An 18,079-nucleotide genomic window follows, 5' to 3' on the forward strand; every position below is an offset into this window, starting at 1 on the left:
TTGATTTAAGGGTCTTATTTGTTGATTTTGATCCATCTTCCCCACCGATCCCCAGAAATTCACAGCCCCAGATCAGGTGTTGTATTTCTGGTAGGAACTGGTGTAAATTCTCATCTGAACTCTGGTAACAGAATTCACTCATATTTTAAATATCCTCGACCCTCAAGGGTTATTGTTTATCTGTCCTTAGTTTTCAGGGTTCGTATTTCGATCTAAACTTCGGCTTTTGTTGCCGAAATTGAAAAATCAAGGTAATCTGACTTAATCAAGATTATCTTCAGTGATTTCAGTCAATAATTAATGTGATTAATTTCACTGATATGAGGTTCTTGAGCGGTTCGAGGACAGTCAGCACGCTTCTCCATAGGAGGTCGTTCTTTGAAAGGAACAGTTCCAAATCATGATCAACCTGTTGTTATGCCTAATTTAGATTCCAATTTAGATCAGACTGCAACAGGCCAGACCAAACAGCAGGTCGCATACTCTGGCAGTCATAAGGTTTATACCTCTGTCGCATTTCTCGGTTTGGCCGTCGCTTCGGGCATCCTTATGCCCAAAACGAATGATCGGGTCATGGCAACGGAGTTATCCAATCCTGAGTCCAATCCGGCGATGCAGTCACCTGCACCGATGGCAGCATCGGCTCCGACGGTGGAAAATCCCACCTCTGGGGGACAAGTATCCCAACCCGATTGGCAGCCATCTCTATTGCGAAGCCTTTCCAGTCTGAATACAGATGAGAAAGCGACAAATAACCGGAGTCAATCTAGGGATTTAGGGTTAAAAAAACCGGATAAGACTAGCGTAGAAGCACTTTCTACACCAGGGTCTCGGCCGAGTGTTAACTCGGAATCGTTACCTGAATCAGCTACCCTGCCGGAATCCATCCCCGGATTCAATCAGCAGATTCCTCCTTCTGGGGTTGAACCCTCGGCAACTCAGGAAATTCTACATCCATCGGTGGATAGTTCAGGCTCTCCAACCCGCCCTAATCAGCAGTGGGAGCCAACCAATAGGGTTTCTAACTCAGTTCATTTTAATTCTTTAGATACTCTCTCCCAAGGGGCATCTGGAGCATTTGTGATTCCGAATGATGAACGGTACCCAACCGTTTCGGAAGTTTATCAAGTGGGTTCGGGTGATACCTTAGCTGGAATTGCTAAACTACATAATGTTTCTGTAGATGCCATTATTAAGGCAAATCAGCTAACTGATCCTAATGTTCTGAGTGTTAATCAGAGTCTAAAAATCCCTAAGCAACTGGCGAGTAGTTTTTCTAGCAATCTGTCCTCTGTTGCAACGAATCCATGGCAAGACCCCCAGATTCGTCCAGATGCTGCCCCCTCTCCACAACAAGCTGCTACAACAACAGACTTGGGCCTTTTAGGAGGGAGATTACCTCAAGCGGTGCTTCCGGCAGTTCTTCCCTCGGAATTTAGAAGTGCTGATTCAGTAGTTGCCGATCTTCCAGGGGAAGATATTACTGATCTGAGTTCGATTCCCACCCATAGCACTTTAAATCAACTCTCCCTGAACCAACTGGCGAACCGTGCCATGAGTGCGGTCGATTCCTCTGCTCCGGTAGCAGCCGCAGCCGTAGCGATTCCGGTTGATGCAAAGTTTTCTTCCTTGTCCGAACAGGTGGCGGTTCAAGAGGTTTCCGTTAGCAAATCAGAAGCCGTCAACAAATTGTACAGCGACCGCCTGAGATCTGAGGTAGAACGACTGCGCGAGGAGTATAAGGTTCAGAGTGGCTATCAGTTGACCAGCGTATCCCTAGAAAAAAATGAACAGCCCAAGGCTGAAGTTTTGACCTCTAAGAGAGCGGCTTCCGCACATCGTCAAAAACTGATTAATCCTGAGTTTAATCCTCAAGCCTATGCTCCTGAAAAGGCTGGTCAAGCCGCACAGAACTTGGCTTCAGAACAGTTAGCTCAATTATCTCCCAATGGCGTGACGTCTCCGGTCGCTCAACTCCAACCTGCATCCAGAGGTTCGGTAGTGGCTACTGCCCCCGTTGGTTCTAAGGCCTATGATCCTTTAAGCAACCCGGCTTTGGGTCAGATGGTTTCCCCGCAGTTACCCCCGCTCTCGGGGCCAGACGTTTATTTACCGAGTGGGTCTATGCGCTTTAATGGCTATATTTGGCCATCATCGGGTGTCCTAAGCTCTGGTTATGGCTGGCGTTGGGGACGGATGCACAGTGGAATTGATATTGCTGGGCCGATTGGAACCCCAGTTGTGGCAGCCGCCCCCGGGGTGGTTAGCTATGCGGGATGGAATGATGGCGGCTATGGCAATTTAGTCGAAATTGAACATCCCGACGGCAGTTTAACGGTTTACGCCCATAACGATCGCATCCTGGTCAGCGAAGGCCAAAAAGTGGCTCAGGGAGATCAAATCTCGGAAATGGGAACCACCGGTCGCAGTACGGGGCCCCATTTACACTTTGAAGTCCATCCTAGTGGCCAAGGTGCAGTCAACCCGATCGCTCTCTTACCTCCAGAAAGTTCTACGGTATCCCAAAATTATTAGGCTGTTCAGGTGTTGAGTTTGAGGTGCTGAGGTTGAGGTATTGAGGCTTGGATACTAAGTGCGCATATCAACCTCCTGCTCCCCCTACTCCCCCTGTCCCTTGCCCCCTGAAAAAACTTTAAACAGGGGGTTGATCTTTGGGAAAGGGTTGTGTTAACCTAGTAAACTGTGAATCAAATAAGGCTCAGTAGCTCAGTGGTTAGAGCAGGGGACTCATAAGCCCAAGGTCGCAGGTTCAAATCCCGCCTGAGCCATTTCTATCTGTCTGGAAAAAGATTATCTTTTTCTAATCTGTTTATGGATTCCACACTCCCTGGGAACCCTGACCCCAGAAACCATTATATTTTTTAACTTTGATATCCCCCAAAACTTGAACCTGACAGGCTAAACGGCGGGTGCTACCAGAGGAATGGGGAGGAAGGGAAAGCCGGGTTTTCTCTTTCCATTGGGGTTCGGAAACTTCCCCTTCAATTTCCACGCAACAAGTCCCACAAGTCCCAAACCCGTGACAGTTAATCAGGGAGGCTTGACCATTGTAGAGATCAATTCCATTCTCTAATAAAACTTTACGGAGATTGGCACCGCGATCGCAAGTGATCGTTTTCCCTTGAGCTTGAATTTGTACCATGTTTCCCTTAATAAAAGTGATGCAATAATTCTTAACTGAATTGTTACTTTTTTTCAAGCCCAAAAAGAGAGATTTAAAAGTAGAATGGGAGTGAAAAATAAAAAATTAGCTGGGACGGATGATTACAAGCCCATAGGGGTCAAGGCAACAAACCCTAACGCTAAAATATGATGAAATACTGATATTTGTGGCACTGTGAATTAAATTAATTGTTAACGATAAATCCTATCAGCCATGACTCATCCACTTTGGATATATGATACCACATTAAGAGACGGCGCCCAACGGGAAGGATTATCCCTATCTCTTGATGATAAATTGCGAATTGCGCGTCAGTTGGATAGTTTAGGAATCCCTTTTATTGAAGGAGGATGGCCGGGGGCAAATCCTAAAGATGTGCAGTTTTTTTGGAAGTTGCAAGAACAACCCTTAGTTAATTCGGAAGTCGTGGCATTTTGTTCGACCCGACGACCGAATAGTAATGCGGCAGAAGATGATAATTTAAAAGCGATTTTATCGGCGGGAACACGTTGGATCACGTTATTTGGAAAATCCTGGGATTTGCACGTTATCGAAGGATTGCAAACTACTCTAACAGAAAATCTGGCGATGATTGCCGATACCATTCAGTTTTTCAGAAGTCAGGGAAGACGGGTAATTTATGATGCGGAACACTGGTTTGATGGCTATAAAAATAATCCTGATTATGCCTTACAAACTTTAATGACGGCGGCGCAAGCGGGGGCGGAATGGTTGGTTTTTTGTGATACCAATGGCGGAACTTTACCCCATGAAGTGACTCAAATTGTCCGGGATGCAATTCAAGCCACAAAAAACTTAGAAACTCCTTTTCCTCTGCAATTTGGGATTCATAGTCATAATGATTCGGGAACAGCGATTGGGAATGCGATCGCCGCCGTATTAGAAGGAGTCACGATGGTACAAGGAACCATCAATGGCTATGGAGAACGTTGTGGAAATGCCAATCTTTGTACCTTAATTCCCAATTTCCAGTTAAAATTAGACTATAATTGTATTCAAGATGAACAGATTAAAAGACTAACCGAAGTGAGTCGATTTGTCAGTGAAGTCGCAAATTTAGCCCCGGATGATCACGCACCTTTTGTGGGATTATCTGCCTTTTCCCATAAGGGCGGAATTCATGTTTCTGCGGTACAAAAAAATCCCCTAACCTATGAACATATACCCCCGGAAACTATTGGAAATCAAAGGCGAATTGTGGTTTCCGATCAAGCGGGTTTAAGTAATATTTTAGCTAAAGCCAGAACCTTTGGCATTGATTTAGATCGGAATAATCCCGCCAGTCGTAAAATTTTACAACAACTGAAGAATTTAGAAAATCAGGGTTATCAATTTGAAGCGGCGGAAGCAAGTTTTGATTTATTAATGCGAGAAGCATTAGGAACCCGCAAAGCCTTTTTTACCCTCAAAGGATTTCAAGTCCATTGTGATAAATCTAGTGATGAAGTTTGCCATGCTTTAGCCACAGTGAAAGTAGCAGTTAATGGTCAAGATATTTTAGAAGCTGCCGAGGGAAATGGCCCCGTATCGGCTTTAGATGCGGCTTTAAGAAAAGCTTTAGTTAATTTTTATCCCATGATTGCCGAATTTCAACTGCGAGATTATAAAGTTAGAATTCTCGATGGAGGTTCGGGAACATCGGCAAAAACTCGGGTTTTAGTTGAGTCCAGTAACGGTCAGCAACGTTGGACAACCGTGGGAGTTTCTACTAATATTATTGATGCCTCCTATCAAGCTGTTGTGGAAGGATTAGAATATGGTTTATTACTGAAACAGCAAGAAACTCCGGTTACTGTTGTTGTGGCAATTTAACCCCGTCTAAGTCTCAATTTATTATTATCCCCATCCCCTAATTTTCAAGATGGGGATTTTCTTTTCCTTTTATAAAATTTAATAAAAAATATAGCTTTTCTTTCCTAAATTTGCCTTATTATAGAAGTATAAATTTTACAGCAAAAATAAAACAATAATTCATTACAAAATTATCCTTTTGTTAGGTTAATTAATCGTCAACCGAGAGTTTCTAATTCTCAGGAGAAAGATATGCAAAATCAACAACAAGTTTCAGGCGCGTTTGCCTTAGTTGATAGTCTCAAACGTCACGGTGTTAAACATATTTTTGGCTATCCCGGCGGGGCAAATTTACCGATTTATGATGAACTTTATCGAGCAGAACAGGCAGGAGATCTCCAACATATTCTAGTCCGCCACGAACAAGCTGCCGCCCACGCCGCCGATGGTTACGCCCGGGCAACGGGTCGGGTGGGGGTCTGTTTGGCCACCTCTGGCCCCGGAGCCACCAACCTCGTTACAGGCTTGGCAACGGCCTACATGGACTCCGTGCCCATGGTGGCCATTACCGGACAGGTGCCCCGGGGGTCTTTAGGGAGTGATGCCTTTCAAGAAATTGATATTTATGGGATCACTTTACCCATTGTTAAACACTCTTATTTAGTGAGAAATCCGGCGGATATTTCTCGGATTGTAGCTGAAGCCTTTCACTTGGCCAATAGTGGCCGACCCGGGCCAGTTTTAATTGATATTCCCAAGGATGTGGGCATTGCTAAGATTGATTATCGTCCCGTTGAACCCGGTCAAGTTAAACTAATTGGATATAAGCCAACGGTGAAAGGAAATCCCCGCCAAATTCATCAAGCCTTAGAGTTAATTCAACAGGCAAAAAAACCCTTATTATATGTCGGCGGGGGAGCAATTATTAGCAATTCCCATGGCGAAATTCAAGAATTAATAGAACGATTTCAAATTCCGCTCACCACGACTTTAATGGGGAAAGGAATATTCAATGAAAATCATCCTTTATGTTTAGGAATGTTGGGAATGCACGGCACGGCCTACGCTAATTTTGCCGTGGCTGAATGTGATTTATTAATCGCTTTAGGGGTACGTTTTGATGACCGCGTGGCGAGTCAAGGCAATGACTTTGCTAAAAATGCCAAAGTGATTCATATTGATATTGATCCGGCGGAAGTGGGAAAAACACGCCAACCCGATATTCCCATTGTCGGAGATGTGCGTCAAGTTTTAGTGGATTTGTTGCGTCACGCCCATGAGTTGGGGGATAGTATTAATCCCGAAAAAAATCAGAGTTGGTGTGAACATTTAGCCCAACTGCGCTTAGAATATCCCTTGGAAATTTCTCAACCGGAAACCGGAATTTCTCCTCAAGAAGTGATTGTAGAAATTGCTCGTCAAGCCCCCGATGCTTTTTATACCACCGATGTCGGACAGCATCAAATGTGGTCGGCTCAATTCCTCAAAACCGGGCCGCGACGGTGGATTTCTAGCGGGGGTTTAGGAACCATGGGCTATGGACTTCCGGCGGCGGTGGGGGTAAAAATTGCCTTACCCAATGAACAAGTAATTTGTATTAGTGGGGATGGCAGTTTTCAGATGAATATGCAGGAATTGGGAACTATTTCTCAATACAATGTGGGAATCAAAGTGATTATTTTAAATAATGGTTGGTTAGGCATGGTGCGCCAGTGGCAACATTTATTTTATGATGATCGCTATGAAGCAACAAATTTAGAAAAAGGCAGTCCCAATTTTGCTAAATTAGCCGATGTTTATAATATTAGATCATTGAATATTTCTCGGCGGGAAAGTTTAGCGGGGGCGATCGCTGAATTATTAACTTATGACGGCCCCATGTTATTAGATGTGCGGGTCACTCGGAATGAAGACTGTTTTCCCATGGTCGCTCCAGGTCATGGGAATGATGATATGATGGGTTTAAAATCGAAGATTACCCAAACCAATCCTCAAGGATTAGTATGTCCAAGTTGTGGCACACTCAATCCAATTAATCACAAATGTTGTTCAGAATGTGGAACACAATTAACGACGGATTTCGTGTTAGCTTAGATCTTTCAACAATTGACAATGTACAATGGACAATGGACAGTTAACAATTACCTCTCCCTAAAGTGAGAGGATTGACAATCAGGAAAAATTGTTAATTTTTTCCTCTTAAAAAAGGAGGTTTTCAACCTAATTAACTAATTGTCAATTGTTAATTATCAATTGTCAACTGATAAAAATAGAACCCATTATTAAACTTAAAAACCATGTTAGCCAGGGTTTGGAGTGCCTCTATTGTTGGAATTGATGCGGTTAAAGTCGGGGTGGAAGTTGATATTTCCGGGGGACTGCCTAAAATTATGGTGTTGGGACTTCCCGATGCGGCGGTTCAAGAATCACGAGAGCGGGTAAAAGCAACTTTAAAAAATGCCGGATACCATTTCCCGATGCGAAATATTGTAATTAACTTAACTCCGGCGGATTTACGCAAAGAAGGGCCGAGTTTTGACCTTCCCATTAGTATTGGGATTTTAGCCGCATCAGAACAAATTAAGGCTGATTTATTGGGGGATTTTTTATTTTTAGGAGAGGTGAGTTTAGACGGTGGATTAAGACCCGTTGCCGGGGTACTTCCGATCGCCGTAGCAGCCCAAAAAATGGGAATTACCGGGTTAGTTGTTCCTGAAGATAATGTTCAAGAAGCGGCCGTTGTGCAGGGATTATCAGTTTATGGATTTAAAAGTTTATTAGATGTGACGGATTTTTTAAATCATCCCAGTGCTTATCAACCTGTTCAATTAACCGCAACGGATTTATTATCTCAAAAAACAACAATTGGCTTAGATTTAAGTGAAGTTAAGGGACAAGCCCACGCTAGACGGGCATTAGAAATTGCGGCAACCGGAGGACATAATTTAATTTTTGTTGGGCCGCCAGGGAGTGGAAAAACCATGTTAGCCCGGCGTTTACCCGGGATTTTACCCCCGTTAAGTTTTGAAGAATCCTTAGAAGTGACTCGGATTTATTCGGTGGCGGGACTATTAAAAAATCGGGGAACTTTAGTGAGCGATCGCCCCTTTAGAAGTCCCCATCATTCCGCTTCTGGCCCGGCTTTAGTTGGGGGAGGAACCTATCCGAAACCAGGGGAGATTTCTTTGGCTCACCGAGGGATCTTATTTGCTGATGAATTGACAGAATTTAAACGGGATGTTTTAGAGTTTTTAAGACAACCTTTAGAGGATGGATTTGTGACGGTTTCTCGCACCAAACAATCGGTAATTTTTCCGGCTAAATTTACCTTAGTAGCGAGTACCAATCCCTGTCCCTGTGGTTATTATGGGGATACTATTCAACCTTGTACTTGTTCGCCTCGTCATCGAGAGCAATATTGGGCAAAATTATCGGGGCCATTGATGGATCGGATTGATTTACAAGTGGCTGTTAATCGATTAAAACCAGAGGAAATTTTACAACAATCTCAAGGTGAAAATTCTGCTAATATTCGACAACGAGTGATCACAGCCCGGGAACGCACCCGCCAACGATTTGAAGATGAACCCCAGTTAAAATCAAATGCGGAAATGCAGAGTCGCCATATTCAAAAATGGTGTCAATTGGATACGGTCGGACAGAGTTTATTAGAAAATGCGATTAGGAAATTAGGATTATCAGCCAGGGCAAGTGATCGGATTTTAAAGGTAGGTCGAACTATTGCTGATTTATCGGGGGAAGATAATATTAAACCTGCCCATGTTGCGGAGGCTATTCAATACCGAACTATTGATCGAATGCAGTAAATTGTAGAGGTAATTTGTTGTCATTCCGTCTTTTACAGATTACTATTGTTTATAGGTAGCAAACATTTAGGACTTAAAACAATAGTGGTGGTTTCCTCTATACCTGGCAAAATTTCCTGTTTATCCTATGTCCTATTCCATTTATCAAGTGGGTGGGAGTTTACCCGTTGATGCTCCTACCTATATTAAACGACAAGCGGATGAAGACCTGTATCAAGCATTGAAAGCAGGAAAGTTTTGTTATGTGTTAAACTCCCGACAAATGGGAAAATCTTCCTTGCGAGTCCGCACAATGCAAAGGTTACAAGATGCAGGAGTTTTATGTGTTTCTATTGATTTAACAGCTATTGGGACGGCGGATATTACATCGGCAGAATGGTATGCGGGAATTATTGATAGTATTGTTAGTAGTTTGAATTTATATGACAGGACTTACGCAAGCACGCTATATATAGAGTGTCAAAAGTAGGCGATCGCATACCAATGATAATAGCAATCGTCCCAAAAAGTCCTGATTATTTATTTAAAAATAAACCCAAAACAATCAAACAAGTTCCATTTTTATCGAAGGAAAATTCAATTCTTTGATTAAATAACTTGACAAAGATTCAGCTTTTAACTGATAGACTGTTTTCTGAGTCAGATGAGCTAATCTTTTCAATTGATTCCAAACTAAAATGGCACAAGCAATATGATTTCTTTGAATACTAGCTTTACGACACTGGCAAGATTCAATCCCTGTTAACTGCTTAATTTCTCGATGAAATTCCTCTATTTTCCAGCGAATAGCACAGGTTTTTTTCGTATCCAATGTGGATGCTTGAGTTAAGTCATTAGTTGCTACATATTCCGTTCTGTTGGTAGAAACAATAACCCGAAATAGCTTGACTTTATGAGATTTAGGGAAATTTTTGATTTTGATTAACTTCCCTGATTTTTCTTCAGTATTAGACCAGTTTAACTTTTCAATTGATTGGTATTTTTCTTTTCCTCCTGTGTCATCTACTAAACGATTCTTTTTCAATGGGCAATAATAAATTTTTCCTAATTCGTCAATCATTGCCATTAGTTTTTGTGACCCATACCAACTATCCATCAGGACTTTTGCGAAGGGGAGTTGTTTTTCTGTCACCAGATTATTCAACATATCAGCTACATGATCTAGTTTGGTTTTATCATCATACTCTGGCTGATATATGCGATAATCAATTACCCAAAATAAACCTAGTTCTGGATTAACATAAACACAGTTAACCAGCCCAATACCTGACAGTACACGATGTTCTGTTCCGCTATATTGACGACGGACTAATTCAATCTTTTCCCCAAACCTTTTATCCAGCACTGTATCATCAAAAATGATCGCACTATTTTCACTTATTTGGATATCTTTTTTGACATTTTGCCACAAAGATTCCGAGGTAAAATTTTCTTTGGTTAAGTAACGGTTTATGGTATCATGGCTAACGTTTTCTAAGTGGTTGGCTAAGTTATTTAAAGTATAATTGTTTGGACTGCTTAATAGATACTGGCAGTAATCTAATTGGCTAAACGACATATTTTTCACCCCAAGTTAACTTAATCAGTTTAGCATAAATATTGACTGTTAAATATCTGTCAATCAGTATGATTTTTGTGTCTAAATTTTATATTGCTGGCGCAAATACTTGAATAATTGGCAGCGTTCGCTGGCTTACCGCACACCATATATAGTGTGCTTGCGTAAGTCCTGTCTAATCCAGGGTGTTCCCAAATTGAAGCAGATTCCGATGATTTTTATTAAATCTTTAACTCAATCTTTACATTGAGTGCTGAAATTTTAAGGCTTGTAAAACCGATGGGATAAAAGGTTGGGGGACTTTTTTGTCAAAAGCGTATGTAAAGTTAAGGTCTAATTAGGGCTCCCTTTCCTGACAAATTGATTTTCGGTCAATACCACTTTGATATTCACAGGAGAATTTTTCCTGACACCAGTTTTTCAGATTTACCCCTTCAAGTTGAGTTAGATTAGAACAGGAAGGTTGAATCACTTGACTTGCTAACGCCCATAAAAAAGTTCGGGTGATATCTATTCCTGTTTTTAGCCACAATTCCCGATTTGCGGGAACTCCGGTTTCTTTTACTGTTTCCACATCCACCCAAATTCCATGGGCTCCTAACATAATTTGAGCCATCCATTTTGCCCGGGGTAAATGGGTGGGAGAGGTAATTAATTTAATATGACGAGCTTGCCATTTACTCAGAATAGGTTGACTGTAAAAAAAATTATCAAAAGTAGAATTTGCACACTTTTCTAGCCAAACCTGTTGTGTTGGTGCTTGTTGTATTTGAAATAATTTTAAAATACAGGGATCATCTGATCCGGTTGAAATTAAAATCCGAATATCGGGATTTTGTTTTGCTAGTTGGGCGACATACATTTCCCGTTTAATACTTCCCCCCAGGACAAAAAATGTATCCACAGGTTGTTGGGAGGCGACAGATAGCTTCTGGAATTGATGCCAAATACTACTCGACAGCGTGATTAATATAATAATTGTCCCTAGCAGTAAAATTTTTAGGCACAATTTATGTTTTAATTGTAATGGTCGCCAATTCATTTAAAACCAATCCTTTATGAATATTATCAGTCCTTTTGTCGTTGTTCGTCTGTTGTATTTTATATTATTCTTGGCTTTAGGACTTTATCCGGTTTCGACTCTGGCTCAAAATAATTCTACTCAACCCAAACCCAAATATCAATATCCCCAAGAAATTGTTAATACTTATATCAGTAGTTGTAGTCAACGCAGTGTTCAAGAAGGTTTAACCCAACAACAGGCGAAAGTGGTTTGTCAGTGTACTATTAACCAATTTCAATCTCGGTACAGTTTTGAGCAGTTTCTGAAAATTTATACCCAAGCTCAAAAGACAAAAAAATCCCCCGATGAGTTTGTGGATGTGGGGATTGAATGTGCTGAAAAATTGCTCCAATAAATTAATATAAAATCCAAAAAATATTGCAGTGCGAGCGTCCTCACTCGCTGGAAAATAGAGTTTAAATCTTCATATAGCAATCCTAAATAGGTTGTAGCATTTTATTGTAGGGGTTGGGTCTCCCAACCCAAGCGCAAAGAGGGTTGGGAGACCCAACCCCTACGGGTTTTTATCACAAATCCTACACGGATTGCTATAGCTATAGCAACTCGCGCCGAGGCTGTAATATTTTAATACTAATATGAAACAACCAGAAGTATTACCCCTGTTTCGGTGTTTCGGTGTTTCGGTGTTCCCTCAATAGTTTACAATAAATAGTTTAATAATCATATATTATCAATACCTCCTATGATTCAGTCTCCGCTAAAACCTTCTATGCGAGAACAGTTCAATATTTCTCGTGCTTGTATCGCTCATCCTAGAATTGCAATTGGGTTTTGGATTGGGGTAATTATAGCAGGAATTTTGGCATTTAGTCATCTCAAATATGCCCTATTTCCAGAGGTGACGTTTCCGGTTGTAGTTGTGAGTACCACTACACCAATTTCCACGGCAACGGATACGGAATTAAAAGTGACTTTACCGATTGAAACGGGGGTAAAATCTATTCCAGGAGTCTATGATTTGCGTTCATCAACCTATGCCGGACGCAGTATTGTTAGTTTGGCATTTTTAGTGGGTACGAGTTTAGAATCCTCAACAAATCAAGTAGAAACAGCTTTAAAAACCATTCGATTACCTCTTGAAACAACCTACAATATAATTCCATTAAACCTAAACGAATCAACAGCTATTACCTACGCGATTAAAAGCGAAAGCAAAACCTTAAAAGAATTAACCACAATTACTAAAAGTGCAATTATTCCCCAACTAAAAGCTTTACCAGGGGTATTAAAAGTTAATCTCTTGGGGGATGGATTAAGTCGAGAAGCCAAAAAGGATATCGCCTCCTTATCCAGTTCTCAAACCCTAATTCAAGACCCGCCAACTTTGGTTAGATATAATGGTGAAAATGTCTTAGCAGTTCAAGTGGTAAAACGCAGTGATGCTAATACCTTAGAAGTGGTTAATCAGGTTGAAAATACAATTGATAGTCTCCAAAAAAACTTAAGCGATGTCAAGATAATTTTAGCAGAAACCCAAGCAGATTATATTAAAAAAGCCACCCGTTCTACAATTAATGAATTATTATTAGCCGTTGTTTTAGCTATTGCAATTGTCTTCCCATTTTTAAGAAATTTTAGAGCAACTTTAATTACCGCTTTAGCCATTCCCACTTCTTTATTAGGAACCTGCATTGTGATGGCAATTGCTGGATTTAACTTAGAAACGATAACCTTATTAGCCTTAGCATTAGTAATTGGAATTGTCATAGATGATGCTATTGTTGATGTGGAGAATATTGCCCGGTTAATTGATGCCGGAGAAACACCCAGAGAAGCAGCAATTAAAGGAACAGATGAAATTGGGTTAACGGTGACAGCTTCTACCTTAACAATTGTAGCAGTTTTTCTCCCCGTAGCCTTTATGGGAGATGCGTTAGGACAGTTTTTTAAACCCTTTGCTTTGACTATTTCTTCGGCTGTGGTTATATCATTATTAGTCGCCAGAACGTTATCTCCAGTTTTAGCAGTTTATTGGTTAAAACCCGCAAAAGATAGACCGGAAAATTATACTCCAAAACCCAACCCAATTATCGAAAATTATCGTCGATTATTGCAATGGTCACTCACCCACCGAAAACGAGTTATTCTAATCGCTATTTTGAGTTTTATTGTGGGTTTAGCCTTAATTCCTTTTGTCCCACAGGGGTTTTTACCGCGACTCGATAGGGGAGAATTTGTAATTAATTATTCCTATCCTCTGCCTCAAATTTCCAATATTCAACCTCAACCCCGTAGAGACGAGCCACGGCGCGTCTCCTCTCCCTCCAACGATATTTTTCAACAGCCAGGAGCTTTTGACTGGTTAACTGATTTAGCGAGAAATCCCATTCAACTTTTTCTGAGAAAAACTCGCACAACCGCCACAAAAATAGAAGCGGTTATTTTACAAACTCCTGATGTGGAAAAAGCCTTTAGTATTATTGGGATTAAAGGGCAACCAAATCGAGGTAGAATTTATGTCAAATTGAAAAATAATCGTCAATTAACTACCTTAGAAGCTCAAGATCAAATTCGTTCTAATTTACCTCCCATTGATAATGTTACCGTCAGTGTGGAAGATATTCAATTTGTAGAAACAGGGGATGAAAAACCCCTGCAAATTGTATTGCTAGGAGAAGATATTCCGAAATTAAATAATATAGCTAAAACCATTCAAGAAAAAGTCACAAAATTACCCGGTTTTGTTGATGTTCGGGCAACGGGAGAAGACAATACATCCAATACAATTAACCAGATTGAACGATTTAATGGTCAACGAGCGGCTTATGTGACGGCGAATTTAAGCCAAGGTCAATTATTAGGAGATGCGACTAATCAAGTAATGGATATTGCTCAAACTTTAATAACCGATGAAGTCACCGTAAAATTAACCGGAGATTCCGCCAGAATTGGTCAAGTTTTAAATAGTTTTTTAGTCACGCTTTTGTTTTCAGTGATTTGTATGTTAGGGTTACTATTTCTATTATTTGGTCGTTGGGTCGAACCGACGGTGGTGGGGTTAACCCTTCCCTTGTCTCTAGCTGGAGCAATGTTAGCCTTATTAATTACCCAAAGTGATTTCGGGATTATCTCTTTAATTGGGTTAATTTTTCTCTTGGGATTATTAGATAAAAATGTATTATTATTGATGGATTATATCAACCAATTACGTCAAAAAGGCATGGGTCGAAATCAGGCAATTATTGAGACGGGAGTTGTCCGTTTAAGACCGATTATGATGACCACCGCTTCGACGGTTTTAGGAATGTTACCGATTGCTTTAGGATTAGGAGCAGGGGCAGAATTAAGACAACCGATGGCCGTGGCGATTATTGGGGGTTTAATTACATCTACTTTATTAAGTTTAATTGTTGTTCCGGTTTTAAATACGTTTTTAGAAGATGAAGGTTTGAAGATAAAAAAACGATTTAATAAACAAAGTTTATCAGGCAAATAAAAGATATTAAATTTCCCATCAATAAGGGGGATTTAGGGGAATCAAATATTAGGAGAAAACAGAGAGATGATCAAAGTATTTGTAACGGGTGGTACGGGGTTTATTGGGGCGAATTTAGTTAGATCGTTATTGAAAAATAACTATGCGGTTCGGGTGTTGGTTCGTCCTGAGAGTAATTTAGATAACTTAAAAAATTTAGAGGTTGAAATTGTTATAGGAAACTTAACAGATGCCAACTTATCTCAATCTTTAAAAGGCTGTAAGGTTCTATTTCATTGTGCAGCCCATTATTCTCTTTGGCAAAGAGATAAACACCTATTACAACAATATAATATTATCGGCACTCGTAATATTTTAGCCGCCGCTAGGCAAGCGAAAATTGAACGAACAATTTATACCAGTTCCGTTGCTGCAATTGGGGTAAAATCTGGAGTTGCTGTTAATGAAACCTATCAAAGTTCGGTTGAGAATTTAGTGGGATATTATAAAAAATCCAAATATTGGGCAGAACAGGAAGCCCAAAATGTGGTAAAATTGGGTCAGGATATTGTGATTGTCAATCCCAGTACACCCATTGGCCCTTGGGATATAAAACCCACACCGACGGGGGATTTGATTTTACGCTTTCTCCGCCAAAAAATGCCCGCCTATGTGAATACCGGATTGAATTTTATTGATGTTAGAGATGTTGCCCAAGGTCATTTACTAGCCTTAGAAAAAGGCAAAACAGGAGAACGTTATATTTTAGGTCATCAGAATTTAACCTTAAAACAATTCTTGGATTTATTGTCAGAAATAACCGGATTACCCGCCCCCGAAAAAACCATCCCAGTTTGGCTTCCCTTGGGCATTGCCTGGGTCGATGAAATGATTTTAGCTAATTTAGGAAAAAAACCTTCTATTCCCCTAGATGGCGTTAAAATGTCAAGACAACCGATGTATTATAATGCTTCAAAAGCAGTTCAAGAATTGGGTTTACCTCAATCTTCAATTAAAACCGCCTTGAAAGATGCCGTTAATTGGTTTATGTTAACAGTTGACTCTTGACGGATACGGGCGGGCTCAGTCAGATCTTTTTTAATCAATCCAAATCTTGATTAACCCGTCCTTAAAAATCCGCGAAATCCGTGAAATCCATCTAAATCCGTGATCTAAAAGGAGAAAAATGGCCATTCAAATTGAACAAGCAATTACCGTCGGCAAATATTTGTTTATGCAACGGTTAATGGGGCGAAAAAAATTCCCCCTAGTGTTGATGTTAGAACCATTATTTCGTTGTAATTTAGCCTGTTCAGGCTGTGGAAAAATTCAACATCCGAAAGAAATTCTCAAGCAAAATTTAAGCCCAGAAGACTGTTTTAAAGCTGTGGAAGAATGCGGTGCACCCGTGGTTTCAATTCCCGGAGGTGAACCTTTATTACATCCGCAAATTGATCAAATAGTTGAGGGGTTAGTTACTCGCAAAAAGTTTATTTATTTGTGTACGAATGGAATTTTGCTCGAAAAAAGTTTAGACAAATTTAAACCTTCTCCCTATTTAACCTTTAGTGTGCATTTAGATGGGTTAAAAGCACATCATGATCAATGTGTAGATCGGGAGGGCGTATTTGAAATTGCAGTAAAAGCGATTAAAGTGGCTAAATCAAAAGGATTTAGGGTGACAACCAATACAACGGTATTTGCGGGAACTCAGCCGGAAGAAATGCAGAAATTCTTTGATTTTCTGGAAAGTTTAGGTTTAGATGGAATGATGATTTCCCCTGGTTATAGTTATGAATGGGCACCAGATCAAGAACATTTCCTAAAACGAGAACAAACTAAAGCCTTATTCCGGGAAATTTTATCTCCCTATCAATCAGGTAAAAAGCAATGGAATTTTAATCATAATCCTTTATTCTTAGATTTTCTCATCGGAGAAAAAGACTATGATTGCACTCCCTGGGGCAGTCCTAGTTATAGTGTTTTAGGATGGCAAAAACCCTGTTATTTATTAAATGAAGGGTATTATTCCAGTTATCAAGAATTATTGGAAAAAACCGACTGGGAACAATACGGTAAATCCAGTGGAAATCCTAAATGTGTAGATTGTATGGTTCACTGTGGTTATGAACCTACGGCGGCTATAGAAGCGATGAAAATTGAAAATATGGGGCGTTCTATTGGAGCTTTATTTTAATTAGTTGCGGGTAGGTTTATGATTAACTTGCCCTATTTTTGTATAACCATTGTAAAACCCTTCTAGTCCGAGCGTCCTCTGTCGCTAGGTTGCGTGCTTTAGCTTAACGGTTTATTCCATTTTATATAATCAAAAATAATGCTAACAGAATTAATTAAATTATTTGAATTTGAATTTATGAGAAATGCTTTAATGGCAGGACTTTTAGTGAGTATTGCCTGTGGCATGATTGGAACATTTGTTGTTGTGAATCGGATTGTTTTTATTAGTGGAGGAATCGCCCATGCTGCCTATGGGGGAATTGGTATGGGTTACTTTTTCAAATTTAGTCCCGTATTCGGGGCGATCGCATTTTCTGTAATTTCCGCCCTAGGAATGGGGTTAGTATATCGAAAAACTCAACAACGGGCAGATACTATTATTGGTGTAATGTGGGCAATAGGAATGGCAATTGGGATTATTTTTATCGACTTAACCCCAGGTTATAAAGTGGATTTAATGAGTTATTTATTTGGCAGTATTCTAACCGTCCCTCCATCGGATTTAATTTTGATGTTAATATTAAATATTTTAATTGGGGGGATGATTCTTTTATTTTATAAGGAATTAGTTGCCATTTCTTTTGACCCAGTTTTTGCCGAAACTCGGAATTTACCAGTAGACCAACTTTATCTAATGTTAATAGTTGCCATTGCCCTAACAGTGGTGATGGTGATGAAAGTTGTCGGTTTAATTTTGGTAATTGCCCTATTAACAATTCCGGCGGCAATTTCAGGACAATTTGTTAAAGACTTAAAACAAATGATGTTACTATCCAGTATTTTAGGAATGGTTTTTACCACCCTAGGATTAGGAATTTCTTACTTTTTTAATTTAACCTCCGGTGCCACGATTATTTTAGTCGCTGGTTGCGCTTATTTATTCAGTTTAAGCCTAAAAAATATGATTAAACAAGCCTGATGGGGTTCAATTTTCCTGATTTATGCTAAAGTCCTCTGTTGA

General features: G+C 40.2%; 12 protein-coding genes, 1 tRNA gene and 1 pseudogene. 11 read left to right on the plus strand and 3 right to left on the minus strand.

All coding sequences use genetic code 11. The features are described 5' to 3' along the window. The first annotated feature begins 378 nt into the window (after nt 1–378). Entirely contained in the window at nt 379–2,535 is a 2,157-nt protein-coding gene (locus tag AC2D3N_RS08375) for a LysM peptidoglycan-binding domain-containing M23 family metallopeptidase (RefSeq protein ID WP_079676857.1), read from the plus strand. A gap of 181 nt (nt 2,536–2,716) precedes the next feature. After that, nucleotides 2,717–2,789: transfer RNA gene (locus tag AC2D3N_RS08380), tRNA-Met, on the plus strand. A gap of 41 nt (nt 2,790–2,830) precedes the next feature. Here the strand turns inward: AC2D3N_RS08380 and AC2D3N_RS08385 are convergent. After that, nucleotides 2,831–3,163 carry a 2Fe-2S iron-sulfur cluster-binding protein gene (locus tag AC2D3N_RS08385; RefSeq protein ID WP_079676856.1) on the minus strand — a complete coding sequence of 111 codons (333 nt, stop codon included), beginning with the start codon at nt 3,161–3,163 and terminating at the stop codon, nt 2,831–2,833. Between the two features lie 234 nt (nt 3,164–3,397). Between AC2D3N_RS08385 and cimA the strand changes: the two genes are divergently transcribed. The 4 genes and pseudogenes from cimA to AC2D3N_RS08405 form a co-directional block, all read left to right on the plus strand. After that, the gene (gene cimA, locus AC2D3N_RS08390) at nt 3,398–5,017 is read left to right on the plus strand and encodes a citramalate synthase (RefSeq protein WP_079676855.1); all 1,620 of its coding nucleotides are present in this window, start codon (nt 3,398–3,400) and stop codon (nt 5,015–5,017) included. Between the two features lie 189 nt (nt 5,018–5,206). Further along, a complete protein-coding gene (gene ilvB, locus AC2D3N_RS08395) occupies nt 5,207–7,090 on the plus strand; it encodes a biosynthetic-type acetolactate synthase large subunit (protein WP_484693744.1) in 1,884 nt (627 codons plus the stop codon). Between the two features lie 203 nt (nt 7,091–7,293). After that, the gene (locus AC2D3N_RS08400; protein ID WP_079676853.1) at nt 7,294–8,823 is read left to right on the plus strand and encodes a YifB family Mg chelatase-like AAA ATPase; all 1,530 of its coding nucleotides are present in this window, start codon (nt 7,294–7,296) and stop codon (nt 8,821–8,823) included. Between the two features lie 127 nt (nt 8,824–8,950). Then, nucleotides 8,951–9,250 (plus strand): annotated as a pseudogene (locus tag AC2D3N_RS08405) (AAA-like domain-containing protein); the annotation flags it as partial. Nucleotides 9,251–9,367: 117 nt separating this feature from the next. Here the strand turns inward: AC2D3N_RS08405 and AC2D3N_RS08410 are convergent. Together AC2D3N_RS08410 and AC2D3N_RS08415 are read right to left on the minus strand one after the other, a co-directional pair. Next, nucleotides 9,368–10,381: an IS701 family transposase gene (locus tag AC2D3N_RS08410; protein WP_484691139.1), complete on the minus strand. Its 1,014-nt coding sequence runs from the start codon at nt 10,379–10,381 to the stop codon at nt 9,368–9,370. A 337-nt stretch (nt 10,382–10,718) separates the two neighbouring features. After that, nucleotides 10,719–11,423 (minus strand): YdcF family protein, encoded by a 705-nt coding sequence (locus AC2D3N_RS08415; protein WP_484693342.1) that lies wholly within the window; start codon nt 11,421–11,423, stop codon nt 10,719–10,721. Nucleotides 11,424–11,439: 16 nt separating this feature from the next. Here AC2D3N_RS08415 and AC2D3N_RS08420 point away from each other — a divergent pair, with 16 nt between their 5' ends. The 5 genes from AC2D3N_RS08420 to AC2D3N_RS08440 all read left to right on the plus strand — a co-directional run bounded on the left by AC2D3N_RS08420 (nt 11,440) and on the right by AC2D3N_RS08440 (nt 18,037). Further along, the gene (locus AC2D3N_RS08420; RefSeq protein ID WP_484693343.1) at nt 11,440–11,799 is read left to right on the plus strand and encodes a hypothetical protein; all 360 of its coding nucleotides are present in this window, start codon (nt 11,440–11,442) and stop codon (nt 11,797–11,799) included. A 348-nt stretch (nt 11,800–12,147) separates the two neighbouring features. After that, nucleotides 12,148–14,901, plus strand: coding sequence for an efflux RND transporter permease subunit (locus tag AC2D3N_RS08425; protein WP_484693344.1), 2,754 nt, complete (start codon nt 12,148–12,150; stop codon nt 14,899–14,901). Nucleotides 14,902–14,967: 66 nt separating this feature from the next. Then, nucleotides 14,968–15,948 (plus strand): hopanoid-associated sugar epimerase, encoded by a 981-nt coding sequence (gene hpnA / locus AC2D3N_RS08430; protein WP_484693345.1) that lies wholly within the window; start codon nt 14,968–14,970, stop codon nt 15,946–15,948. 118 nt (nt 15,949–16,066) lie between these two features. Continuing rightward, complete coding sequence (hpnH, locus tag AC2D3N_RS08435; protein WP_484693346.1) at nt 16,067–17,077, plus strand: adenosyl-hopene transferase HpnH; 1,011 nt, start codon at nt 16,067–16,069, stop codon at nt 17,075–17,077. A 138-nt stretch (nt 17,078–17,215) separates the two neighbouring features. Continuing rightward, entirely contained in the window at nt 17,216–18,037 is an 822-nt protein-coding gene (locus tag AC2D3N_RS08440; protein ID WP_079676840.1) for a metal ABC transporter permease, read from the plus strand. The last annotated feature ends 42 nt before the right edge of the window (nt 18,038–18,079 follow it).

The sequence above is a fragment of the Planktothrix sp. PLAVEN19ND genome (genome assembly GCF_057220675.1).